The sequence below is a fragment of the Arthrobacter subterraneus genome (assembly GCF_900099735.1).
Taxonomy (GTDB): domain Bacteria; phylum Actinomycetota; class Actinomycetes; order Actinomycetales; family Micrococcaceae; genus Arthrobacter_D; species Arthrobacter_D subterraneus.
The window spans coordinates 61,626-83,615 of sequence record NZ_FNDT01000007.1 but is presented as its reverse complement, the minus strand read 5'-3'; the positions used below and the strand labels follow the sequence as shown (position 1 = coordinate 83,615).

Sequence of the window (21,990 nt, the reverse complement as noted above, 5' to 3'; positions counted from 1 at the left end):
GGTGGTTGCCGGGGCCGTCAGCCGGCAGGAAAGAGCGTGTCGAGCGTGCGTTCGGCGAGCCCGAAGGAGACCGTCATGCCCACCCCGGACGTCACGGAGACGGCGGTGACTCCCGGCGCCACTTCCTTAACGAACAGCGCGCCGTTCGGGCTGGAGGCGTAGATCCCCTGCCAGCGCTCAACCACCTCCAGCGGCGTGCCCAGAATGCCGCTGATCTCAACGTTCAGCGTGTGCGTGGTCCTCTCCGCGAGGAACGGCGCCGCGGTGTGCTGGTAGGCGTGTGAGTCACCGAGGATCAGCGTGCCGTCGGGGCGCTGGGTGAACATGACGTTCGCCCCGATGTCGAGCAGGTCCTGGTCCACCGAGGCGCGCAGGGCATCGCTGGACGGCATGTCGGTGAAAGCGTCATAGCGCAGCATCGACGTCGCGGTGAGGACTGCCGGCTCCAGGTCCAGGCCCGCAGGCCGCGCCGCGCGGGACATCTGCAGGGTGCAGCGCCGGATCACGTGCTCGGCGGCGGCCGCCGGGAACAGGTAATCGACGTCGTGCCCGACGCATACGATCGTCCGTCCGCCGTAAACGGGCCCGCGGCTGGTGTGCACCACGCCGTCGTCGAAACTCAGCGCACTGGTCTTCCACAGAAAGCGGACCCCCTGCTGCTGGAGCCACGCGGCCAGTGCGGCCACGGTGGTCCGCGGGTCTACCCGGAGGTCATCGCGCAGCAGGGCACCGCCCTGGATATCCGGATCGGGAGTGCCGTGGGTGGACCGCAACCGTGAGGTGACCTGGTGTGCATCGAGCAGTGTTACCTGTCCGGCTTCGCGGGCGCTTGCGAGTTCCTTGAGCACCTGAAGCTCGATACCGCTGCGTGCGACCACCAGCGCACCGGACTCAGCCGCCCAGAAACCGGCACGCTGCGCGTAATCCAGCCAGTGCCGCCGAGCGGCCTGCGCGAGGCCGTACAGTTCACCGCTCTGTGCAGTGACACAGCAGTGCCCGAAGTTCCGGATGGAGGCACCGACGGCACGCTCGTCGCGCTCGATGACGGTGACGGACAGTCCGCGATCAGCGGCCAGTGCAGCATGGGCGAGGCCCAGGATGCCCGCTCCGACAATGACGACGTCGGCGGGCCGGTCAGGGAAGGATTCGAGGTTCACGCTCTCGATACTGCAGTGCTGCCACCACCGGCTTCAAGCTGAAACGCCACTTGTTCATACAAGTTCACCTAAATGTGGCCCACATCGTAGACATTCATCTGCGGTTTACCGTGATGACAGACCAAAGGGTCAGGCGTATCACCGTCGTCTTGTATACTCAACTTGTGGAAACCATCCTCAAACTCCCGATTCATGAGCGCCTCAGCGAGGAATTCCGGAACCGGATCGCCCAGGGAATCTGGGCTCCGGGCTCCCAACTGCCAAGTGAAGCGGAGCTCTGCCGGGAGTTTGGCACCTCCCGCGGACCGGTGCGGCAGGCGCTCGCCGCACTGCGCGCAGAAGGCGTGTTGACCGGCGGCAGGGGCCGGCCCCCCAGGGTGTGCGGCCAGGTCCAGTCCCAGTCATTTTCCACCTTCCTGTCCTTCACAGAGTGGGCGCTCAGCGTCGGCAAGGTGCCCGGTCAGCGGACACAGGAGATCGCGCGCCGGACCGCGTCGGAGGAAGCGGCGTCGTACCTCTGCCTGCCCCACGGTGAGCCGGTGGTGGAGCTTCTTCGGCTGCGTTTGCTCGACGGCGTCCCGGCGATGATTGAGCGCACGTCTTTTGTCCTGCCGCTCGGTAACCGGCTCTTCGACTTCGATACCGATAGCGGTTCCATCTTCGCCTTCCTTTTGGAGCAGGGCGCCGATCTCTTCAGTGCCCGGCACACGATCGATGCGGTTGCCGCCGGTGAACAGGACGCAGCTCTGCTGGGACAGCCGGTCGGCACCCCGCTGCTGCGCGAGCGCCGGGTGACCAGTTCAAGCACCGGCTCTCCGCTGGAGTACTCGGACGACCGGTACCTGCCGACACTCACGAACTTCACCATCGAAAACAATGTCCAGCACCGGGCCGGTCTGGTCCGGGTCCATACTGCCTAGGGATTCACAGTGATCAAGCTCGTTGCCTTTGACATGGCCGGAACCACAATTGATGAACACGGGGACGTCTACGCCGCCCTCAGCCGGTGCGTTGAGGAGGCCGGCGTTCCCACGACGCCGCAGGCCGTCCAGCAGTGGATGGGGGCCGACAAGCGTGAAGCGATCGCCGCGCTGCTCGTCCGGGGCAGCGGCTCAGCTGCTCCAGAAACCGTCGACGCGGCGTTCAACCGGTTCCGCGAAATTCTCGCCTCGCTGTATGCCGAAAATCCGCCGGTTGCGCTGCCCGGGGTGGAGGACGCACTCTGCGAGCTCACAGTCCGCGGGGTGAAGGTGGCGCTGACTACCGGATTTTCACGCGATGTGGCGGAACCGTTGCTGAAGGGACTGGGGTGGCAGGATGTCCCCTTCATTGACGCGGTGGTGTGCTCGGATGAGGTCGCTCTGGGCCGGCCGGCGCCTTTCATGATCCACCGTGCAATGGAGCTGACAGGAGTGTTGTCAGTGACGGAGGTGCTGGCCGCGGGCGATACCGTCAATGACCTGTGGGCGGCCACCAACGCCGGAGTGGTCACCGTCGGTGTGCTGACAGGCAAGCTCACCCGCTCCGAGCTGGAAAGCCACCCGCATCACCACATCCTCGAGAGTGTGGCCAACGTGCCGGCGCTGCTCGAGGCCCAGTTCACGCTGACCTCGCCCGCACTACAGGGCCCTACGTACGGGCGCGGAATGTCTTGATCTGGCGGAACCGCCGCAACAGACTGTCGCGGCGGGAGGCACCGGACTCTGAGGACGGATCAGCCGTCAGCTCGATATGCCGTTCGCCGTAGTTCCACAGGAGGACGTCATCCAGCAGACGGTCCGGCCCCGGTGAATAGCGGTGGTCCAGGGTGCGACGCACGGACGTGACCGTGTCAGCCTTCAGCAGTGATGCCAGAGCTGCCCCGACCCCGCGCACAATGATGTCCAGGAGCGCTACCAACAAGGTCTATAAGAACTGCGTTTGTGTGAACCAAAATTAGACGTTAACCGGCCGCCCGGAGCACTTTAGCAGCTCCAGAAACGTTGCAGGCCATGCACCTGTGGACGGGTGGAGCCCGAAGGATTAAACTCAAAGCCGTCCACAGATGGATGAGCTGCTGTTCTCGGCTCAGGCGGTCGTGCGTGCCGTGGGGTTGCGGGCGTGCATTTCGGTCATGTCAATCCGATGACGCAGATCAAGGACCGGCTCCCCTGGTTCATCCCACCGCCGTACGTCGATGCGGACCGGCAACCAGTACTGGACCCTACGCTGACTCCAACCGCTCAGGCAGCACGGCTCCCCGTCCGCGCCTCGATGGTTACCGCACACAACTGCGGAGCTCGACTTTGCCAGCGACATGCTCGGGTTAGGTCCGCGAGGGAGTGCTCACGGCTCGTACCGGTCCAGGAATGCGACGATACTGAGCGATCGGAAGTGGTCGAGCCGGTCACGCAGCATGTCGTGGTCCCAGTCCCACCAGGCGAGCCGTTCGAGCCGCTCGACGATTTCGGGTGGCTGCCTGAACCGGATCACACGGGCTGGCACGCCCGCGACGATTGCGTACGGTGGCACCTCCTTCGTGACGATCGCGCCCGAAGCGATAACCGCGCCGTTGCTGACGGCCACGTCGGGCTTCACCTGAGCGCCGTGGCCGATCCATGTGTCGTGCCCGATCGTCGTCCGGCGGGAGCGGCGCTCCGCGAACCAGCCGGCATCGTCCGCTGCGTCGGGCCAGTACTTCGCGGACCGGTACATGAAATGGTGCAGGCTCGCACGGTCAAGCGGGTGGTCGGTCGCCCCGATCCGGACGAAGCTGGCGATGTTGGAGAACCGTCCAACGGTCGTGTTCGCGAAGTCGCAGTACCGGTCGCAGTAGCTGTAGTCGCCAAAGTCGACGTCGGCCAGGCGCGAACCCTGCCCAACCTCCGTGTACCGGCCAAGCACGCTGTCGACCACGGTGGACCCCTCATACACGGTCCCCGCCTCCGGCAGGTGGGCGCCCGGCGAGGCAGCAGCTTCGAGACCCACGGCATCGCCCGCCGCCATCACCCGCACCTTTTCCATGGTTGAAGCCTAGAGTTGCTGTGAAACCAGACCGACTGCATTGAGTGAACGAAGAATGAACCTTTCACCGGCAGTGTCGTAGACCGCGTGCACTGGGTCGTTCGCTGCAGGATGAGGAGCTTCCAGCTAGTGGTCTGTCCCAGCTGTTAGCGGCCATGAAAACTGCCCATAGGCGGCCACGAAAGTGCCCACTGACTGCCAGTGGAACTGCCCACCGGTGGCCATGAGATCTGCCCACTTCCTCAACTGTTCCTGCCGCGTGTTAAGCGGTGCGGGGCCTCTCCCCGGGGTTTGATGACGGTGTCGAATCGCATCAATCCTGACGCCGGAGTGGTCACCGTCGGTGTGCTGACAGGCAAGCTCACCCGCTCCGAGCTGGAAGCCCACCCGCATCACCACATCCTCGACAGCGTTGCCGATGTCCCGGCCCTGCTGGACAAGCTGTAACGGGGTGATTCTCCGGCCCATAAAGGAAGCAGGACCGCCACCTGAAGGGGCGGTCCTGCTTCCGGCAACGAGGTGGATGGTCGGTCAGCCCGCTACGGTGCCGTCTGCATCAACCTGCAGGGTCACGACGTCGTCGTAGACCCGGCGCTCGGTCTTGACCAGGTTGTAGTCCTCATCCAGCACCGGGAAGACGTAGACCGGACTGAGGGTGATTTCCGCTCCCGCGCCCTTCCGGTTGACATCGATCTGCAGGTGTCCGTAGTGCAGCCCGCCGTCAATAAGCTGCGGCTTGCCGTTGCTACCGGTTTCCCACAGCTCCGGCTGATCCGCAGCCGCACTCCACTGGGAACGGGTGTTGAACCGCAGCGGTTCAAAGGCGCCCTCGGCGTTTTCTACCAGCTGTTCGCCGCGCAGGCCGTCCGCGGCAACGCCGACGTCGTAGGAGTGGAATCCGGCGCCGTCGCCGTCCTCGTCGACGAAGGAGCGCTCGAACATCTCGTCATGGCCTGCGATCACCGCGGCAACCCCATACTTCTCGAACATGGGTGAGTACGCGCGCATGGCCGTTCCGGATTGGTTGTCCGCGAATTCGTGATTCGGGGGAGTGCCGTGAACCCCGTTCGAGTACGCCGCGTGGTGGAACTGTACGAGGACAATCCGGCCTTCCGCCCGGGCATCGGCGAGCTGCTTCTGTGCCCATTCCCACTGCGCAGACCCGGGGTTCATGTTCGGCAGATCCGAATCGCCGGTGCCGGTTCCGGGGAAGACCTTGGTGAAGGCGCTGTCGTAGTCCGCAGCGGTGAACTCGCCCTGCGTGTCGGTGGACAGGTTCTCTGCGGTCAGGTTGCTGTCGTCGCCGGAGAAGACCGGGTTGGAGAGGGTGCCGGTGCGGGTGTCCTCATCCGGGACGCCGTTGGTTGAGTCGAGGGTCAGAACCGTGACCGGTCCGTGATCGGTCCGGTAGTACGAGCCTTTGTACTGCGGATTGGCAGGATCGCCGTCGTTGTCGAAGTAGGCGAGGTACTTGTTCCGCGAGATCACGGCGGGGGAGCGGTCCGCTGCCGTCCCGTAGCCGCCGTTGATGGCGGCGTAGGTCTCCCAGTTTCCCAGCGCCGTGATCAGCGGGACGCTCGAGGCGAGTTCGCCGTGCTGCCCGGCAACGTAACCGAAGAATTCGTCCCAGGCGGGCTGATACCCGGCACCCTGGACGAGGTCTCCGGCGATCATCATCAGATCCGGGTCGGACTCCTCGATGGTTGCCATGTTCTGCTTCATTGCGGTGTCCTGGTTCATGGGATACTGGAGCGTGAACTCCCCGTAGCGGGTGGTGCTGCCGAACTTCTCCGCGAAGACGGAACCGGCGCCCGGCCTCTTCTCCGAGCCCTCCGCATAGCCGTTGACCGGGCTGAGCTCCCATTCCCGATGTTCGGTGCGGCCCTGCGGTTCGGTCTCCGAATCCGAGAACGCAACGATGCGGACGTGGTCCCAGGAATTCTGGTCCGGTGCCGTGGTGAAGGTGGACTCGTGCCGCTGCCCGTCCTGCTCAACCGTGTAGGTGTACTCCTTGCCGGGCTTGAGTCCTTCAACGGTGAGGGAGTGCTTGAAGTTGCTGCCCTGAATCAGCCAGGAGCCCTGATCGAGGCCGCGGATCACCTGCGACTTTTCCTTGTCGGTGTAGTCGAGGAGCGGCTGGTACTCGGGAGTGGACGTGAGGGTACGGACGTTACCCGCACCCTTGCCCTTGCCGTTGCCGATCCCCGGGCCGGTGAGCGTCAGCTTTCCCGGGGTCTCAGAGCTGCTGATCCAGTTGATTGTCATCGCGTCGCTTTTGGGGTTCTGCAGGTACGGCAGAACCCGGAAACCGTCCTGGCCCGGTGTCTCGGCAGCGCTGGCCCGGCTGGACGGAGAGTCGCCGGCGACCGGGAACACGATTGCCGGCGTTGCCAGTACGGCCGCGGCAAGAAAGGCAGGGAAAGCCTTGTTCATTGTGTGAATCCTTGAAAGCATTGGGGGTCCGTTAGCGCACATGGGTGCAGCCCCAAGCCTTCCTGAGTACGGTGAATGAGACGTGTACAGGGAGTAACGAGGCGAATGCGCAGGGGAAACCCTTGGGCCAAGGCCGGAAGGTGCGGTCAGCTCCGCGACCGGAACGTCCTGATCTGGCGGAACCGCCGCACCAGGCTGTCGCGGCGTGACGCCCCGGATTCCGACGAGGGATCAGCCGTGAGCTCGATGTGCCGCTCTCCGTAGTTCCACAGCAGCACGTCGTCGAGGAGACGGTCCGGCCCCGGCGAGTACCGATGATCGAGCGCCTTCCGGACCGAGGTGATGGTGTCCGCCTGCAGCAGCGAGGCGAGGGCCGTCGTCGTGATCAGTCCGTGCGCAGCCAGCAGCTCCGCGGCCCACCGCCAGTCGTCGTCGGACTTGCGGTCCACGTGCGGCAACAGGGTCTGCCACACCTCACGGATGCGGTCGGGGGTGAGTTCGACGCCGCCCTCGCCCTCCGGATCCCAGAACCCCGTGACCTTCTGGTAGCGGGAGTGCAGATCCGCGAAGGTTGACTCGACGCTCTCCAGCATGGCTGCCGTGGCGGTGAACTGGCGGTCGAAGTAGGGGCTCCACGCCTTCGGGTTGAAGGACTTGAACCGGATGTCGTGCTCAATCTCCGACCATGCGTGGGCCAGGACAGTGCGGATCTGTGTCTCGAACAGGTAGCTTCCGGAATCGGAGCCAAGCAGCTGCTGGTAGGCGCGGACGGCGTCGTTCTGGATAGTGCGCAGGATCAGGTGCCGGCTGGAATAGCCATAGGTGCCCGATTCAATGGAGCCGATGTCTTTCTCGCGGTCCCCGCGGCAATCGAACTCATGCCGCTGCCGCTTGATGAGGTTTGCTGCGATGTCCACCTCATGGGGGAGCGTGGTGATTACGCGGACCCCCACCAGATCCGTCAGGTTGCGCAGCGGATCCGGGAACACCAGGCTGGGTGGACCGTCACCGTCCACCAGCATCCGTGACGCCTTATCGCGGAAAGACTCGAGAGTCTTGGTCCGGGCTGTAACGAACAGAGGCCGCAGTTCCGTGCCCGTGAAGATGGCCTCGAGCCGCTCCCGCGCGTTGGCAGTGACGGCCTCGAGTGCAGGCCGCACACGCTCATATTCGCGGACGCTCTCTTCGACGGCGGGCCGCAGCCGCTCGTCCAACTCATCCCATGCACTCACCCACCCATCTAAACACCCGCCACCCCCACCGGCTACGCTGTCGAAGGTGACCTGCCTTCCGCGCCGCGCAGTTCTCAGCGGGGCACTGCTGGGTGCTGCCGGACTCGTGAGCTGCAGTGCCGGTAACCGGAGGAGCCCCGGGGAGGGGTCACCGAGTTTCGCCGACAGCAAGGAAGCCATGGCACCCCAGCGCTACACCTACGGCAGTGACCCGAGCCAGTTTGCCGACCTGTATCTGCCGGCGGGGGAGCCGCGGGCCGTCGTCGTTCTTATTCACGGCGGGTTCTGGCGCAGCCGGTACACCCTCGACCTCGGCGCCCCTCTCGCCGAAGATCTGATCTCCCGCGGCTTCGCCTGCTGGAACCTCGAGTACCGGCGCGTCGGCAACGGCGGCGGCTTTCCCGAGACGCTCGACGATGTCGCTGCCGGCATCGACCTGCTCGCCTCCGCGGCGACGGAACACGGATTCGACATCAGTACGACGACGGCGCTTGGCCACTCCGCCGGCGGGCACCTGGCGGTCTGGGCGGCCGGACGCTCACTGCTTCCGGAGGACGCGCCGGGAGGGGGCCGGCCCGCAGTGCCGGTGACCGGCGTCGTCAGTCAGGCCGGGGTCCTGAACCTGGAACGGGCGCATGCGGAGAGCCTTGGGAACGGAGCGATCCGGGACTTTCTCGGTGGCGCGTATGGAGAGAAGTACCGGTTCGCGGATCCCATGACGGTCATCCCGCTTGCTGTGCCGGTGATCGCGGTTCACGGCCGGGAGGACACCACCGTGCCGCTGAGCCAGTCGCAGTCCTATGTTGACGCTGCCCGGGCAGGGGGCGCCCAGACGGAGCTTGTGCAGGTCCCCGGAGACCACTTCGCCGTGATTACTCCCGGGACGGATGCGTGGGCCCAGGTTGTCGCCGCCATCGAAAGCCTGATTTGACCCGTGTTTAGGGAGCATTCAGGGAAGTGTGGGATCCTGCACCAATGAGCGCACGATCCCGGCTCCACCGGGCTGCCCACCGCACCGGCCTGGAAATCCTCGGCTGGACCCTTGTGGTGCTCGGTATTGCGGCGCTGGTGCTCCCCGGACCGGGGCTGCTGATGGTGGTCGGCGGCCTGGCCGTCCTGTCACAGCAGTACGAGTGGGCCGAACGTAAACTGCACCCCATCAAGCGGCAGGCGTACCGTGCAGCCAAAGTCGGAGTGAAGACCTGGCCGCGAATAGCCGTGAGCGCGCTGGGCGCCTTCTGGATTATGGCGCTCGGGATTCTCTGGATGATTCAGCCGCCGACGCCCGGCTGGTGGCCGCTCGAGGACAAGTGGTGGCTGTTCGGCGGATTCGGGACCGGGGTGAGCATGGTGCTCTCCGCGATCATCGCCCTCGTGCTGCTGGTCTACAGCATCCGCCGCTTCCGATAACGTCGTCAACGGGCCCGGCAGGCAGCAGAATGCTAGGTTGAGACAGTGCTCACAGTAATCGGCGAAGCCCTTATCGACGAAGTTCTCAGCGATACCGCGCCACTGCGCGCCCACGTCGGCGGCAGCCCGCTTAACGTGGCAGTTGGCCTCGCCCGGCTCGGACACCCGACGCAGTTCCTCGGGCGGTTCGGCGACGACGAATACGGGCGCCGGATCCACCAGCACCTTTCCGATAACGCCGTCCTGGCCCCGGTGCCGCCGGACGCACATCCCACGAGCGTGGCATCCGCGCGGCTCGACCCCGTGGGCGGAGCCCACTACACGTTCCAGCTCGCCTGGGATCTCCCGGACCTTGCCTCACGCGCTGAGCTGTTCAACGGATCCACCCTGGTGCACACGGGTTCCATCGCCTCGATGCTGGCACCGGGAGCACAGGACGTACTCGCTGCGATCCGTTCTGTACGCCCGGCCGCCACCGTCTCCTATGACCCGAACTGCCGGCCGACCATCATCCAGGACGTCGACTATGCACGGGAGCAGGCGGAAAAGTTCGTCGCACTGTCAGATGTGGTCAAGGCATCGGATGAAGACCTTGAGTGGCTGTATCCGGGACAGGATCACCGCGAGTCCGCGCGCCGGTGGCTGGGACTGGGTCCCGCCGTCGTCGTTGTGACCAGGGGTTCCAAGGGGCCGTGGGCCGTGGTTGAGCGCGGTGAGTGCGAGGTGCCCGCTACGGCGGCGCGCGTGGTCGATACCGTTGGTGCCGGCGACTCCTTCATGGCGGCACTGCTGAGCGCCCTGGTGGACCGCGAACTGGACGGAGGGCAGCGGCGGAATGAGTTGCGGGCGTTGTCCGTTGAACAGATGCAGGGCGTCCTGGCGTTCGCCTCAACCGCCGCGGCGGTAACGGTGTCCCGCGCAGGCGCCAACCCGCCAACCCGAAATGAACTGAGAACACAAGGAGTGTACGCATGACCCGCGATCCTTACGCAGACCTTCCCGATGTTCCGTCCTTCGAGCTGACCAGCTCCGACATCGCCGACAACCAGCCCCTCGACATCCGGCACGCCTCGGGGCGCATGGGGGCAGGCGGCCAGGACATCTCGCCGCAGCTGAGCTGGAGCGGCTTCCCGGAGGAAACCAGAAGCTTTGCAGTTACGGTTTATGATCCGGACGCGCCCACCGCGAGCGGGTTCTGGCACTGGGCGGTGTTCAACATTCCCGTAAACACCACTTCGCTGCCCTCCGGGGCCGGGACTGAAGACGGCGCCAGCCTGCCTGAGGGCGCGGTGCAGTTGAAGAACGACGCCGGTTTCCCCGGTTTTGTGGGCGCAGCACCCCCGGCCGGCCACGGTCCGCACCACTACCACGTGGCTGTCCACGCGGTGGATGTGGAGAAGCTGGAAATCCCCGCAGAAGCGTCCAACGCCTACCTCGGCTTCAATCTCTTCTCCCACAGCATCGGCCGCGCGCGTATCGTGGGCACCTACGAGCAGTAGTTCCCCGGAGCCGGAGGTATGTCATGTTGATCCTGTTTGGCTTCAAGACGGCGGTAAAGGAACTGTTCCGCCGGCAGACCGTCTGTCCCAACTGCGGCCAGAATGCCTCGCAGCGCATTGACGAACGCGCCTCGAAGTTCACCGTGTTCTTCATTCCCGTCTTCACGACCAGCCGGCGGTACTCGAGGACGTGCGCCTACTGCGGCATCACGAGTGAGCTGTCCCGGAGCGAGAAGAACGCGTTGGCCTGATCCTCCGCGCGCCTCCTTCCGCCCGCTTGGGTAGGCTGGATATCTAACCAGTCAAGGAGTTTGCGCATGCGTTTGGTCGCCAGCGACATGGACGGCACGATTGTCGGCCACGATGGCCGGATCTCCGAGCGGACGGTCCGTGCGTTCGAGGCCTGCCTGGACGCCGGCATCGAGGTGGTGTTCGTGACCGGACGCCCACCGCGCTGGCTGAAGCCGCTGCGCGACCTCGGATTCACCGGGACGGTCATCTGCTCCAACGGAGCGCTGACCTATGACCTCGGCCGTGAAGAGGTGCTTTCATCCCACTTGCTGGACGGTGAGAGCATCTTTGAAGCCCAGGACATCATTCGCGACCTGTACCCTGCCGTGACGTTCGCGGCGGAGACGGTGAGCAGCTTCCTCATCGAACCGGGTTTCGCGGACCCCGGTTCGGTCGAGTTGCTCGGAGCTGCCGAGCCGCGCCCGCTGCGGCACTCCCTCAACGGTTCCGGCGTCATCAAGTTCCTGGCGCGGGAGCGGGACATCACACCGGACGAATTCCTGCACGGGGTGGCTCCCGCCGTGGAGCACCTTGTCGCGACCACGCACTCGGCACCAAGCGTCCCGCTCCTGGAAATGAGCGTGCCCGGAATCAACAAGGCGGTCACCCTCGCACGATATGCGGCAGGGCTCGGAATCGAGCAGACGGACGTCATCGCTTTCGGCGACATGCCCAATGACATCCAGATGCTGGACTGGGCCGGCTACGGGTACGCCATGTCATCCGGTCACCCGGCCGCCCTCGCGGCTGCAAACCTCCGTGCGCCCGCGTTTGAGGACGACGGCGTCGCGAAGGTCCTTGAGAAACGGCTCGATGCCCTGAAGTCGGCCTGAGCCGCCATGCCGGGACCGTACCTCGCCACCGAAGGGCCGATCGCCTTCTCGCACCGCGGCTTTTCACCGGAGGGTCTGGAAAACACCCTGCCAGCCCTTGAAGCGGCTATCGGGCTCGGTTTCCGCTATCTGGAGATTGACGTGCGCACCACAAGGGACGGCGTCGTCATGGTTTTCCATGATGAGCGCCTGGAGCGGGTGACCAACGGGACGGGCCGGCTGGCCGATCATTCCCTGGCGGAACTGAGTGCCGTGCGGGTTCGCGGGAACGAGCGGATTCCTACCCTTGCCGAGGTCCTCCAGCGCTGGCCGGATGTCCGGTTGAACATCGACGTCAAGGATGACGCGTCGGTTCGGCCGATCGTTGAGGTGATTGAACAGTCCGGCGCACATGATCGGGTACTGGTTGCATCATTTTCCGACCGGCGGCGCCTGCGGGTGCTGAGGCAGCTGAGCCGGCCTACGGCGTCGTCCGCGGGTATGGCGGTGAGTGCCATTGTGAAAGCCGCCTCACCGCTTGGCCTTGCCCGGTGGGTTGCGCGGCTTGCGCGGGTGGACTGCCTTCAGGTGCCGAGGCATTTCCGGGGGTTCCCGGTAGTGACTCGAGGGTTTGTCCGGCGCTGCAACGCCGCCGGAATCCCGGTCCACGTATGGACCGTCAACGAGCGGCCGGTGATGGAAGAGCTGCTCGCGGAGGGAGTGGGCGGACTGGTCTCGGACCGCGCGGATGTTCTCGCGAGGGTTATGCGGGACCGGGGTCCGTGGCCGCAGATCATTTAGTGCGCTAACTATTCGTGCACTATGCTTGTGGGTGGGCTGATAGGGCCCTCGCGAGGAAGGTGTGTCATGGCGGAAAAGAAGCCGTGGTCCCATCGGTTCATGCAGGCCACAGGGAAGTTGAGGATGATTTTCGGCCCGGCCGATCAGGGCGGGCTGGACGGACCGGTCAAGTACGCCGACGGAGCCGCTCATCAGCAGCGCCAGCAGGAGCTTCAACAGTGGGACGTTGTACGCAACGCGGACGGTTCCACGTATCTGGTGAAGCGTGAGATTCCGGGGAGGGACGCGTGACTCAAACGTCGCAGCAATCTTTTACCGAGGACCTGCTCCTGGAGCGGCAACTGTGTTTCGCCCTTTCGGTGGCATCGCGGAGCGTTATCGGCGCCTACCGGCCGGTGCTGGAGGAATTGAACCTGACCCACCCGCAGTATCTGGTCATGCTGGCGCTTTGGGAACACAGCCCGCGGACGCTTCGGGGAATTGCCGAGGCGCTCGCAATGGAGCCGGCCACCCTTTCGCCGATGCTCAAGCGGCTTGAAGCGAATGGCCTGGTAACCCGGGAGCGTGTGGCCGGCAATGAGCGTGCCCTTGCCGTGGGACTGACCGGGGAGGGACGGGAGCTGCGCACCCGTGCGCTGTCCGTACCGGGCACCATGTTGGCCCGGCTTGGCCTGACCCGCGAGCAGGCGGAGGATCTCAACCGCATGATGCGTGAAGTGATCGCCGCTGCCCAGGGGGCCTGAAGTTACAGAACCGGGTCCGTAACTGTTTGCAGGTAGCTCAGGGCGTGCGGACCGTATTCCAGCATTGCGTCGTCGTCGGCGTGGATCAGAAGGCGCAGCCAGGAGGCATACCGGTTGAGCCGGCCGAGCTGCAGCGCCGGTTCCAGGGCCTCCCTCAGCTGGGGAAGCGGTGCGTAACCGCTCCACTGCTCAAGGTAGGCGGTGAGCACTCTCCGGATGCGGGCGTCGTCGGGCCCGGTTTCCCAGCTCTCCATCATGGCGCCGAGCGGAACGTACAGCGAGCTGAACGGGTGCGCCCAGTAGGAGTCGCCGAAGTCGAAGAACCGCAGCGGGTCCGTGCTTGAACCCGGGATGAAGGCGTTGTTCGGGTGGAGGTCATTGTGCTCCAGCGACAGCGGCACTCCGAGGGCTGACAGCTGCGCGGCGGCCTCCTCGATCGCCGGGACACTGGCGTAGATACGGTCCGCCTGTCCGGCGTCGAGGTGCAGCGGGTGCTCCTCGGGCAAACCCGTGTGCAGGAGGAGCTGGTTACTCACGAAGTTACCCGCGATACCCGGATCCAGCGAGGCGAGTCCGGCCTCCTTCAGTTTCTCCCCATAGGCAGCCGCCTGCTGTTGCAGGTCCGCGAAATCGGTGAGCACCCGGGACCACAGGGCGTAGTCCGTGGAGTTCAGGGTGGCGAGGGTTGCGCCATGGTCAGGGGCGATCATCCAACCCTTGGTTGGCTCGATGGCCAGCGGGGTGACCACGTGATCCGGCGCAATTTCGGCCAGCGCCGCGATGATGGACGCCTCCTGGAACTGGCCCGGGTTGTTCTCCTTGAACCACAGCTTCCCATGGTCGGTAGGGACGGTGAGCTGGACGGACCAGAACCGAATCCGGGGCTCGCTCACCGGACCCCTCTGTTCGATGTTGAAGGTGGCCAGGACCTGCGACACCCAGGATTCCACCCGGGACCGCCAGGCAGCGCTCTTCCACAGCTCGGAGGGGTGGGGGGCGGGCGAGGTCACCCGATTATTGTGTCACCGTCCTGCCGGGTGTGGTGCCCGATTGCCCTGCAAGCGCTGCGTCCACCGCCGCCTGCGCGTGGATCGCCGTCGTCGGGTAGAGCGGGATGTCCACATCGTGCTGCGAAAGGAGCAGCTCGATTTCGGTGCAGCCGAGTACTACACCCTCCGCACCGCGTGACGCCAGCCCGGCGATGATGCGTTGGCACTCCCTGCGGGATGCCTCCGAGAAGATCCCAAGGCACAGTTCCTCATAGATGATCCGGTGAACTGCCGCGCGGTCTTCCGCGCCGGGAACCAGCACCTCCAGCCCGTGGGCGGCCAGCCCATCCCGGTAGAAGTCCTGCTCCATGGTGAAGGACGTCCCTAACAGGCCCACCGTCGTCGTACCATCGGCGGTCACCGCCTCCGCTGCGGCATCGATGAGGTTGACGAACGGAATGTTCACGGCCTGCTCAATGGCCGGAGCCACTTTGTGCATGGTGTTGGTGCAGAGCACGAGAAGCTCGGCTCCGCCGCTTTCAAGTTCGACGGCGGCGGCAGCCAGTACTGCGCCGGCCTCGTCCCAGTGGCCCTGGGCCTGTAAAGCCTCTATGGGCGCAAAATCGACAGACCGCAGCAGGCAGTCCGCCGAGTGAAAACCGCCGAGGCGGTCCCGCACCATTTCATTGATGCGGCGGTAATACTCAGTGGTGCTTTCCCAGCTCATGCCGCCGAGCAGGCCGATGCGCAACATGGCCCCATCATGACAGGGCTCGGGCTCCAAGCCATCCACACCACGCAAAAGGCCCACCTCCCGGTTGGGAAGGTGGGCCGAATGCCAGTTTGCCGGAATCCGCTGGTTAGCGGCCTTCGCGGGTATCGACGTCGTCCGTGTCGATCTGCTCCTTGCGGACTTCCTCGTTGACGGTCTGCTGCTCCGTGACAGTTTCCTTGTCGAGGCGGACCCGCTCTACCGGCACGGCTTCCTTCTCGACCACGGCGCGCTCTTCATGGAGCGTGACCTCGTGTTCTTCCTCGCTGATGGCAGGGCCGGCGTGGGCTTCACCCCGGTTGGCGTCCGTGATCGGCTCGCGCTCGATGCGGACCTCTTCGCGCTGCACGGGAACCGTCTTGGTGACGTTTTCCGTGACGACGTACTTGCGAAGCCGTGCACGCCCGGCTTCGCGGCGCTCGGTACCGACGTGGAGCTGCTCCTCGGAGCGGGTCATCGCGTCGTCGGTGGTCGGCCCGGAGGTGTCGTGGCCCACGGTAGCTCGATCGGACTCATAGTTTCCCGTGGTTTCCATGGTGTCCTCGCCCGCGGCGTAGCCATTGGTGGAGATGCCGTAGTAACGGTAGAGCTCTGCCTCTTCCTGCTCGCTCAGGTGGCCATCAGGAGCAACGTTCGGGGCGTCCTTGATCTTGCCCTTGGAGTATCCGACGCGCACGTCATTGCCCTCGAGTGCTGCCCCCTCGAGCGGAGCGAAGGACTCGTTTGAGCCGAAGAGCCCGGTGTTGATGGTGACCCAGCTCGGGTTTCCGGTGTGGTCATCGACATAGATCTGGCCGACGGAGCCGATCTTGTCGCCGTCGTTGTCAATGACCTTGCCGCCGGATTCGAGGATCTGGGAAATGTGGTCCTGGGTAATCATGGTGTTCTCCTTTGTCGTGTTGCCTTGGTGGCACCGGGGGAGTTCCGGGTTGGACGCGGTGGAAGCGGGTTCCGTGAGCGCTCACCGGTTGGTGTTCACATAGCCTAAGCACAGATGGGGCAAGATAGAAAGCACGCTTACTACTAGCTGTCCTAGTTGAATAAGCGGCCAGCCCGTGAAAGCCCTTGTCCGGTATGGGTTCGTGGCCTCTGCCGGGCGTCCAAAAAATCTTTCGGGTTTACACCGGTTCCCGGCCCCGTTTGAAACGGATAACACCTGAGCGGACAGGTTCAGAAGGCAGCCGGCCGCGCCGGACGGCGCGGCGGCATGCCGCGAACCGCAGGATCTAGCCGAGCTTGGATGGGCGGCTCCCGCGGTCCTCCGGTTCCAGCTCGGCCGGTCCGGCGACATGCTCGCTCCCGCGTGCACGCGCGATGCTGCTCATGCCATGGAAGATGATGAGCGTGGCTGCGGTGCCGAGGGCGATCCCCTCGAAGCTGAGGTCTCCGACCGTCCAGGTGAAGTTGGCGATACCCACCACCAGGGCCACCCCCGCCGTGGAGAGGTTGATCGGGTTGGAGAAGTCCACCCGGTTCTGCACCCAGATGCGTACACCGAGAATGCCGATCATCCCGTAGAGAACGACGCCGGCGCCGCCCAGTACTCCCGCCGGCACAGTGGCGATGAGGGCGCCGAACTTCGGGAAGAGACTCAACAGCACGGCGATTCCCCCGGCCACCCAGTACGCGGCGGTGGAGTACACCCGGGAGGCCGCCATGACTCCGATGTTTTCTGCGTAGGTGGTGGTGCCGGATCCTCCGCCGGATCCGGCAAGGATGGTGGCCAGGCCGTCGGCCATGAGGGCGCGCCCGGTGACGGGATCGAGATCGCGGTTGGTCATGGCGGCGACCGACTTCACGTGACCGATGTTCTCGGCCACCAGCACCAGCACCACGGGGATAAACAGCCCGACCACGGAGAGGTGGAATTCAGGAGCCATGAAGGGAGGCAGCCCGAACCACGCGGCGTCGTTGACAGCGGCGAAGTCCACCTCACCCCGCAGAACCGCCAAGAGGTAGCCGGCGAGGACCCCCACCAGGATGGAAAGCCGGCCGAGGATTCCCCTGAAGAGCACTGTGACCAGCAGGATCGAGACTACGGTTACGAGCGCCGTCAGCGGTGCCTGCTCGAAGCTGGCCTTGGCGGTGGGGGCGAGGTTCAGCCCGATGAGGGCAACGATGGCGCCGGTGACCACGGGCGGCATCAGGACCTGGATCCAGCGGGCGCCGCCCCAGTGCACCACGAGACCGATCAGAGCCAATACTGCGCCGGCCATCACCACGCCGCCGAGCGCCCCAGCCGGACCGTGCTGGTTCTGCGCCGCAGCGATGGGCGCGATGAATGCGAAGCTCGACCCCAGGTAGCTGGGTACCCGACCGGCCGTGATGATGAGGAACAGCAGGGTGCCGACGCCCGAGAAAAGCAGGGTGGTGGACGGCGGGAAGCCGGTCAGCAGCGGCACCAGGAACGTGGCCCCGAACATCGCGACCACGTGCTGTGCGCCGATGCCGACGGTCCTGGGCCAGCTGAGCCGCTCATCGGGGGCGACGAACCGCCCAGGCCGGACGTTCCGCCCGTCTCCGTGCAGGGTCCAGTTCATTCCGAGTTTGCTCATGGCTGTGCCTTCCGGAGATGGGGGATCTCCGGAAATCTTACCCTGCACTTTTTGTCGCCTACCTGCTGTTAAAACCCCTCCAAAACAGCAGTTAGGCGACAAAAACTTTCAGGGGGGTTAGGCGATCACACCGTCCACGAGGGCCTTCGCCTCTTCCTGGACGCGCTTGAGGTGGTCCTCGCCGAGGAACGACTCGGCGTAGATCTTGTAGACGTCCTCGGTGCCGGACGGGCGGGCCGCGAACCAGGCGTTCTCAGTAGTGACCTTCAGCCCGCCGATCGGCGCCCCGTTACCGGGAGCCTCCGTGAGGCGGGCGGTGATGTCCTCGCCCGCCAGCGTGGTGGCGGTGACGTCCGACGGCGACAGCTTGCCCAGTGCCGATTTCTGCTCCCGCGTAGCTGCGGCGTCGATCCTCGCGTAGACCGGAGCGCCGAACCGTTGGGTCAGGCCCTCGTAGTGCTGCGAGGGAGTGCGGCCTGAAACCGCAGTGATCTCCGAGGCGAGCAGGGCCAGGAGGATGCCGTCCTTGTCGGTACTCCACGCGGATCCATCGTGCCGGAGGAAGGACGCGCCGGCGGACTCTTCCCCGCCGAACGCCACCTGACCGGACATCAGTCCGGGAACGAACCATTTGAAGCCCACGGGAACTTCTTCCAGGACCCGGCCGAGGTCGGCTGCCACCCGGTCAATGATCGACGACGATACGAGGGTCTTGCCCACCCGCGCATCCGAGCGCCACTGCGGCCGGTTCCGGTAGAGGTAGTCAATAGCGACGGCGAGATAGTGGTTTGGATTCATCAGCCCGGCATCGGGGGTGACAATTCCATGTCGGTCGGCGTCGGCGTCGTTCCCGGTGGAGATGTCATAGTCCCCGGCACGGGAGATCAGCGACGCCATCGCGCAAGGGGAGGAGCAGTCCATGCGGATTTTCTCGTCCCAGTCGAGCGTCATGAAGGCCCACTGTGGGTCGACGGCGGGGTTCACCACGGTGAGGTCGAGGTTGTGCCGCTCGCCGATCGCACCCCAGTAATCCACGGCCGCGCCTCCCATCGGGTCAGCACCGATGCGCACGCCGGCGCTGCGGATGGCCTCGATGTTGAGCACGTTGGGGAGGTCCTCGACGTAGTGCTGGAGGAAGTCGTAGGTGCTGACGGAGGATGCCTGCTGCGCCTGGGCGGTGGGAATCCGGTTCACTCCGCGGAGGCCGTTCTCCAGGAGTTCATTGGCCCGCGCGGCGATCCAATTGGTGGCGTCAGAGTCCGCCGGACCACCGTGGGGCGGGTTGTACTTGAAACCGCCGTCAGCCGGTGGGTTGTGGGACGGAGTGATGACAATGCCGTCCGCCTGGTCAGTCCGCGAGCCGTTGTAGGCGAGGATGGCGTGCGAGAGGGCGGGGGTAGGTGTGTACGCGCCGCGGGCGTCGATGCGGACTGCCACGTTGTTGGCGGCGAGCACTTCCAGCGCGGTGTTCTGTGCGGGTTCGGAGAGGGCGTGGGTGTCCCTGCCCATGAAGAGCGGCCCCGTGATTCCCTGCCCGGCCCGGTACTCGACGATTGCCTGGGTGATGGCGGCGATGTGCCCTTCATTGAAGGAGGATTTCAGCGAGGATCCACGGTGTCCGGAGGTTCCGAAGGCCACGCGCTGCGCAGGATCGGAGAGGTCCGGGGTGGAATCGAAATACGCGTCCAGGAGGGCGCTTACGTCAACGAGGTCGCTGGATTGGGCAACGGTGCCTGCTCGATTAGCCATGGGACCTAGCATGCCATCATGTGGCTCGGCGCAGCATCAATACGCCGTTCATTTCTCCGCCGGAGATGCACCCAGATGTAACTCTTGACACGTGTCAGGAGAGGAGCGTAGGCTTCCTGACACGTGTTAGAAAGGAATGACGATGAGGTCTACGCACCTTCCAGGACAGCGCAACCCGCTCAGTGCCCGCACAGGCGACCTGTCCCGCCGCACGCTTCTGGGGACGCTCGGCATCGGGGCTGTCGGCGCGACCGTAGGCGCCTGGCCGAGGCTCACCGGCGCTGATATCCCGGGCCGCAGCAGCACCGCACTCAATGTGGCCATTCTCGGTACCTCAGCCGACGCAGCAGCACGCCAGGCCCTGGTGGAGGAATTCACGAGCCTGCATCCGGATATCCCGGTCCGCATCCAGGCCATCCAGGGCGCCGACTGGCGCGATTTCTTCTCCAAGATCCTCACCATGGTCGCGGCCGGTAACCCTCCCGACGTCGTCTACGTTGCCACCGAGGGCGCCCAGCTCTTCGCCGAAAAGCTCGCCGAACCTCTCGATCCGTACCTGACCCGCGACGCCGCGGACATCCAGGAATACTTCCAGGACGTCCATCCGAGCCTTATCGAGGCGTTCATGTACCGGGGGAGCCTCTACCAGCTTCCCCTGGACTGGAACGCCGCCAACATGTACCTGAACACCAGCGCGCTGGAGCGCGCGGGGCTTGACCGCCCGGCGGATGACTGGAACCACGATGACTTCACCGCCACCATGCGCGCCATGAAGTCCACCACCGATGGCAGCTTCACCCCCTACTACTGGACCAACCGGCTCTTCGGCGGCGTGGTCCCGTGGCTCTACGCGAATGACACCAGTTTCCTCACCGAGGAAAAGGCTGCCGGCGGGGACTGGTTCTGGGACCGCTTCTATGGGCAGGATCCCACACGCGCCCAGCGCAGCGGCGGCTACCTCTGGGAGGCGCCGAATGCCGAGGACCCGCGCGTCATTGAAACCTTCGACTACCTCCGCGAACTCGTCGCCGAAGGCCTCGGGGTTCGTCCGGAGGGTGGCGGAGGCAACGCCCTGGTGGGCCTCTTCGCGAGCAGCCGCATCGGTGCAACCCCGGCCGGCGGGTACTGGGTGCAGGGGTTGCACGAGGCAGGTATGGGCGCCGACGACTTCGACGTCCAGTTCTTCCCCCGCTGGCGCACCCAGCGTCACCAGTTCGGCGCCGCCGGCTACGCCATCATGCGCACCGCCAGGGACAAGGACGCCGCCTGGGAATGGGTGAAGTTCTGCGCATCCAAACCGGCCATGGAACTTGCCATCCCTTCACCGAACACCACGCCCACCCGGCGTTCCATGGTGAACCAGTCCCTCTACGCAGCCACCGGGCCCGAGCACTGGAAGGTCTTCTACGACACCCTCGACCGCTTCCCCACCTCCGGTCCCATCCCAGCCCCACCGCAGCAGGCCGCCGTGGAAACCGCCCTCATGAAGAACGTGTCGGTTGCCGTCAGCGGCTCCTCCGCGCAGGTCCGCTCAGCGATGGGGAGCCTGCAGCGTGACCTCGAACTGGCCCTCAGGAGCAAATGATGAGCACTCCAACACTCAAAAACACCACAGGCACGACGACGCCGGCACCCCCCACCCGCTCCTCCGCCGCCGCCCGGCGGCAACGGTCCCTGGCTGAGCGACTCATTGCACCGCTGTTCCTCGCCCCCACGGTGGTCGGAATGGCGATCTTCACGATCGTGCCCATTCTCGGCTCGATCCTCCTGGCATTCTTCCGGTGGGACATCATCTCCGCACCGGAGTTTGTCGGATTCAGCAATTTCGCCGACATTGTCAACGACCCCACGGTCCGGGTTTCCTTCCTCAACACCATCGTCTTCGTGGTGGTGGCGGTGACCCTGCAGCTCGGCATTGCGATGGCCCTCGCCGTCGCAATCCAGGGCCGCATGCCCAACTGGCTGCGCGTGTTCTTCCGGTCAGCCTTCTTCTTCCCGCTGATCCTCTCCGCCGCCTCGGTTTCGATCTTCATGGGGTATCTGTTCAACGAACAGTTCGGCGTCGTGAACTGGATGCTCTCGCTGATCGGCATTCCCGCTGTGCCGTGGCTGACCACCTCAGGAGGTGCCGCCGCCGTCGTCGTCCTGGTCTATGTGTGGCAGAACTTCGGGTTTTCCTTCCTGCTCTTCATCGGCGGGCTGGCGTCCATTCCCAGGGAACTGCACGAGGCCTCCGCGTTGGACGGCGCCACCGGATGGCGGCAGTTCGTCAATGTCACGCTGCCGCTGCTCAGCCCCACCGTGCTGGTCGCCTCAGTCATGGCGATCGTCAGCGCGCTGCAGATCTTCGACCAGCCGTACGTCCTGACCCGCGGCGGGCCGGGCGACAGCACCCGGACCGCCGTGATGGTCATCTTCGAGTCGGCGTTCCAGCAGCTCGAGTTCGGGCGCGCCTCCGCCATCGGGCTGGTGCTCATGATGCTGATCATGGCCATCACCGCCCTTCAGTTCCGGCTCAGCCGCCGATTCGTTTTCTACCAGTGA

General features: G+C 65.1%; 23 protein-coding genes and 1 pseudogene. 14 read left to right on the top strand and 10 right to left on the bottom strand.

The features are described 5' to 3' along the window. Positions 1 to 17: 17 nt before the first annotated feature. Positions 18 to 1,157, bottom strand: coding sequence for a TIGR03364 family FAD-dependent oxidoreductase (locus tag BLS52_RS09710; protein ID WP_245702782.1), 1,140 nt, complete (start codon positions 1,155 to 1,157; stop codon positions 18 to 20). A 164-nt stretch (positions 1,158 to 1,321) separates the two neighbouring features. On the opposite strand from BLS52_RS09710, the gene BLS52_RS09705 reads away from it, so the two are divergent. Beyond that, positions 1,322 to 2,077 (top strand): GntR family transcriptional regulator, encoded by a 756-nt coding sequence (locus tag BLS52_RS09705; protein ID WP_245702781.1) that lies wholly within the window; start codon positions 1,322 to 1,324, stop codon positions 2,075 to 2,077. 9 nt (positions 2,078 to 2,086) lie between these two features. Beyond that, entirely contained in the window at positions 2,087 to 2,812 is a 726-nt protein-coding gene (locus tag BLS52_RS09700; RefSeq protein WP_090586333.1) for a phosphonatase-like hydrolase, read from the top strand. Here BLS52_RS09700 and BLS52_RS09695 read toward each other — a convergent pair. Together BLS52_RS09695 and BLS52_RS09690 are read right to left on the bottom strand one after the other, a co-directional pair. Next, positions 2,787 to 3,011, bottom strand: a pseudogene (locus BLS52_RS09695) ((p)ppGpp synthetase); the annotation flags it as partial. The gene BLS52_RS09700 and the pseudogene BLS52_RS09695 sit on opposite strands and share 26 nt — an antisense overlap. 471 nt (positions 3,012 to 3,482) lie before the next feature. Continuing rightward, positions 3,483 to 4,160: an LbetaH domain-containing protein gene (locus BLS52_RS09690; protein ID WP_245702780.1), complete on the bottom strand. Its 678-nt coding sequence runs from the start codon at positions 4,158 to 4,160 to the stop codon at positions 3,483 to 3,485. A gap of 294 nt (positions 4,161 to 4,454) precedes the next feature. Between BLS52_RS09690 and BLS52_RS18305 the strand changes: the two genes are divergently transcribed. Beyond that, complete coding sequence (locus BLS52_RS18305; protein ID WP_245702779.1) at positions 4,455 to 4,607, top strand: hypothetical protein; 153 nt, start codon at positions 4,455 to 4,457, stop codon at positions 4,605 to 4,607. 84 nt (positions 4,608 to 4,691) lie between these two features. Here BLS52_RS18305 and BLS52_RS09685 read toward each other — a convergent pair whose 3' ends face one another. Both BLS52_RS09685 and BLS52_RS09680 read right to left on the bottom strand, forming a co-directional pair. Continuing rightward, positions 4,692 to 6,593: a metallophosphoesterase family protein gene (locus BLS52_RS09685; protein WP_090586329.1), complete on the bottom strand. Its 1,902-nt coding sequence runs from the start codon at positions 6,591 to 6,593 to the stop codon at positions 4,692 to 4,694. Positions 6,594 to 6,739: 146 nt separating this feature from the next. Further along, positions 6,740 to 7,825 (bottom strand): GTP pyrophosphokinase, encoded by a 1,086-nt coding sequence (locus BLS52_RS09680; RefSeq protein WP_090586327.1) that lies wholly within the window; start codon positions 7,823 to 7,825, stop codon positions 6,740 to 6,742. Between the two features lie 178 nt (positions 7,826 to 8,003). On the opposite strand from BLS52_RS09680, the gene BLS52_RS09675 reads away from it, so the two are divergent. The 9 genes from BLS52_RS09675 to BLS52_RS09635 all read left to right on the top strand — a co-directional run bounded on the left by BLS52_RS09675 (position 8,004) and on the right by BLS52_RS09635 (position 13,381). Then, positions 8,004 to 8,756, top strand: a complete 753-nt coding sequence (locus BLS52_RS09675; RefSeq protein ID WP_090586326.1) for an alpha/beta hydrolase family protein — start codon at positions 8,004 to 8,006, stop codon at positions 8,754 to 8,756. A 44-nt stretch (positions 8,757 to 8,800) separates the two neighbouring features. Further along, complete coding sequence (locus BLS52_RS09670) at positions 8,801 to 9,235, top strand: PGPGW domain-containing protein (protein ID WP_090586324.1); 435 nt, start codon at positions 8,801 to 8,803, stop codon at positions 9,233 to 9,235. A 45-nt stretch (positions 9,236 to 9,280) separates the two neighbouring features. Continuing rightward, positions 9,281 to 10,210: a carbohydrate kinase family protein gene (locus tag BLS52_RS09665; protein WP_090586323.1), complete on the top strand. Its 930-nt coding sequence runs from the start codon at positions 9,281 to 9,283 to the stop codon at positions 10,208 to 10,210. After that, the gene (locus tag BLS52_RS09660) at positions 10,207 to 10,734 is read left to right on the top strand and encodes a YbhB/YbcL family Raf kinase inhibitor-like protein (RefSeq protein WP_090586320.1); all 528 of its coding nucleotides are present in this window, start codon (positions 10,207 to 10,209) and stop codon (positions 10,732 to 10,734) included. Before BLS52_RS09665 ends, BLS52_RS09660 begins: the two co-directional genes overlap by 4 nt. A gap of 23 nt (positions 10,735 to 10,757) precedes the next feature. Beyond that, on the top strand, positions 10,758 to 10,985 hold the full coding sequence (locus tag BLS52_RS09655) for a zinc-ribbon domain-containing protein (RefSeq protein ID WP_090586318.1): 228 nt from the start codon (positions 10,758 to 10,760) through the stop codon (positions 10,983 to 10,985). A gap of 66 nt (positions 10,986 to 11,051) precedes the next feature. Beyond that, positions 11,052 to 11,858: an HAD family hydrolase gene (locus BLS52_RS09650; RefSeq protein WP_090586316.1), complete on the top strand. Its 807-nt coding sequence runs from the start codon at positions 11,052 to 11,054 to the stop codon at positions 11,856 to 11,858. A gap of 6 nt (positions 11,859 to 11,864) precedes the next feature. Then, on the top strand, positions 11,865 to 12,638 hold the full coding sequence (locus BLS52_RS09645) for a glycerophosphodiester phosphodiesterase family protein (protein WP_090586314.1): 774 nt from the start codon (positions 11,865 to 11,867) through the stop codon (positions 12,636 to 12,638). A gap of 66 nt (positions 12,639 to 12,704) precedes the next feature. After that, positions 12,705 to 12,929, top strand: coding sequence for a hypothetical protein (locus BLS52_RS09640; RefSeq protein WP_090586312.1), 225 nt, complete (start codon positions 12,705 to 12,707; stop codon positions 12,927 to 12,929). After that, entirely contained in the window at positions 12,926 to 13,381 is a 456-nt protein-coding gene (locus BLS52_RS09635; RefSeq protein WP_090586310.1) for a MarR family winged helix-turn-helix transcriptional regulator, read from the top strand. Before BLS52_RS09640 ends, BLS52_RS09635 begins: the two co-directional genes overlap by 4 nt. Before the next feature lie 2 nt (positions 13,382 to 13,383). Here the strand turns inward: BLS52_RS09635 and BLS52_RS09630 are convergent, their stop codons facing one another. The 5 genes from BLS52_RS09630 to pgm all read right to left on the bottom strand — a co-directional run bounded on the left by BLS52_RS09630 (position 13,384) and on the right by pgm (position 19,446). Then, positions 13,384 to 14,391: a phosphotransferase gene (locus BLS52_RS09630; protein ID WP_090586307.1), complete on the bottom strand. Its 1,008-nt coding sequence runs from the start codon at positions 14,389 to 14,391 to the stop codon at positions 13,384 to 13,386. Positions 14,392 to 14,395: 4 nt separating this feature from the next. Then, positions 14,396 to 15,124, bottom strand: coding sequence for an aspartate/glutamate racemase family protein (locus tag BLS52_RS09625; RefSeq protein WP_090586305.1), 729 nt, complete (start codon positions 15,122 to 15,124; stop codon positions 14,396 to 14,398). Between the two features lie 106 nt (positions 15,125 to 15,230). Continuing rightward, a complete protein-coding gene (locus tag BLS52_RS09620) occupies positions 15,231 to 16,022 on the bottom strand; it encodes a DUF2382 domain-containing protein (protein WP_090586302.1) in 792 nt (263 codons plus the stop codon). Positions 16,023 to 16,368: 346 nt separating this feature from the next. After that, on the bottom strand, positions 16,369 to 17,697 hold the full coding sequence (locus BLS52_RS09615; protein WP_090586299.1) for a uracil-xanthine permease family protein: 1,329 nt from the start codon (positions 17,695 to 17,697) through the stop codon (positions 16,369 to 16,371). Positions 17,698 to 17,814: 117 nt separating this feature from the next. Beyond that, complete coding sequence (gene pgm, locus BLS52_RS09610; protein WP_217636740.1) at positions 17,815 to 19,446, bottom strand: phosphoglucomutase (alpha-D-glucose-1,6-bisphosphate-dependent); 1,632 nt, start codon at positions 19,444 to 19,446, stop codon at positions 17,815 to 17,817. Between the two features lie 142 nt (positions 19,447 to 19,588). Here pgm and BLS52_RS09605 point away from each other — a divergent pair, with 142 nt between their 5' ends. Both BLS52_RS09605 and BLS52_RS09600 read left to right on the top strand, forming a co-directional pair. After that, positions 19,589 to 21,031 carry an extracellular solute-binding protein gene (locus tag BLS52_RS09605; protein ID WP_175460138.1) on the top strand — a complete coding sequence of 481 codons (1,443 nt, stop codon included), beginning with the start codon at positions 19,589 to 19,591 and terminating at the stop codon, positions 21,029 to 21,031. Then, on the top strand, positions 21,031 to 21,990 hold the full coding sequence (locus BLS52_RS09600; RefSeq protein WP_090586292.1) for a carbohydrate ABC transporter permease: 960 nt from the start codon (positions 21,031 to 21,033) through the stop codon (positions 21,988 to 21,990). Before BLS52_RS09605 ends, BLS52_RS09600 begins: the two co-directional genes overlap by 1 nt.

Bases quoted from the DNA above. Each gene is read 5' to 3' on its own strand.
- BLS52_RS09690 (WP_245702780.1), bottom strand. From the start codon at position 4,160: ATGGAAAAGGTGCGGGTGATGGCGGCGGGCGATGCCGTGGGTCTCGAA.
- BLS52_RS09685 (WP_090586329.1), bottom strand. From the start codon at position 6,593: ATGAACAAGGCTTTCCCTGCCTTTCTTGCCGCGGCCGTACTGGCAACG.
- BLS52_RS18305 (WP_245702779.1), top strand. From the start codon at position 4,455: ATGACGGTGTCGAATCGCATCAATCCTGACGCCGGAGTGGTCACCGTC.
- BLS52_RS09645 (WP_090586314.1), top strand. From the start codon at position 11,865: ATGCCGGGACCGTACCTCGCCACCGAAGGGCCGATCGCCTTCTCGCAC.
- BLS52_RS09670 (WP_090586324.1), top strand. From the start codon at position 8,801: ATGAGCGCACGATCCCGGCTCCACCGGGCTGCCCACCGCACCGGCCTG.
- BLS52_RS09660 (WP_090586320.1), top strand. From the start codon at position 10,207: ATGACCCGCGATCCTTACGCAGACCTTCCCGATGTTCCGTCCTTCGAG.
- BLS52_RS09605 (WP_175460138.1), top strand. From the start codon at position 19,589: ATGAGGTCTACGCACCTTCCAGGACAGCGCAACCCGCTCAGTGCCCGC.
- BLS52_RS09600 (WP_090586292.1), top strand. From the start codon at position 21,031: ATGAGCACTCCAACACTCAAAAACACCACAGGCACGACGACGCCGGCA.
- BLS52_RS09675 (WP_090586326.1), top strand. From the start codon at position 8,004: ATGGCACCCCAGCGCTACACCTACGGCAGTGACCCGAGCCAGTTTGCC.
- pgm (WP_217636740.1), bottom strand. From the start codon at position 19,446: ATGGCTAATCGAGCAGGCACCGTTGCCCAATCCAGCGACCTCGTTGAC.
- BLS52_RS09625 (WP_090586305.1), bottom strand. From the start codon at position 15,124: ATGTTGCGCATCGGCCTGCTCGGCGGCATGAGCTGGGAAAGCACCACT.
- BLS52_RS09655 (WP_090586318.1), top strand. From the start codon at position 10,758: ATGTTGATCCTGTTTGGCTTCAAGACGGCGGTAAAGGAACTGTTCCGC.
- BLS52_RS09650 (WP_090586316.1), top strand. From the start codon at position 11,052: ATGCGTTTGGTCGCCAGCGACATGGACGGCACGATTGTCGGCCACGAT.
- BLS52_RS09640 (WP_090586312.1), top strand. From the start codon at position 12,705: ATGGCGGAAAAGAAGCCGTGGTCCCATCGGTTCATGCAGGCCACAGGG.
- BLS52_RS09615 (WP_090586299.1), bottom strand. From the start codon at position 17,697: ATGAGCAAACTCGGAATGAACTGGACCCTGCACGGAGACGGGCGGAAC.
- BLS52_RS09620 (WP_090586302.1), bottom strand. From the start codon at position 16,022: ATGATTACCCAGGACCACATTTCCCAGATCCTCGAATCCGGCGGCAAG.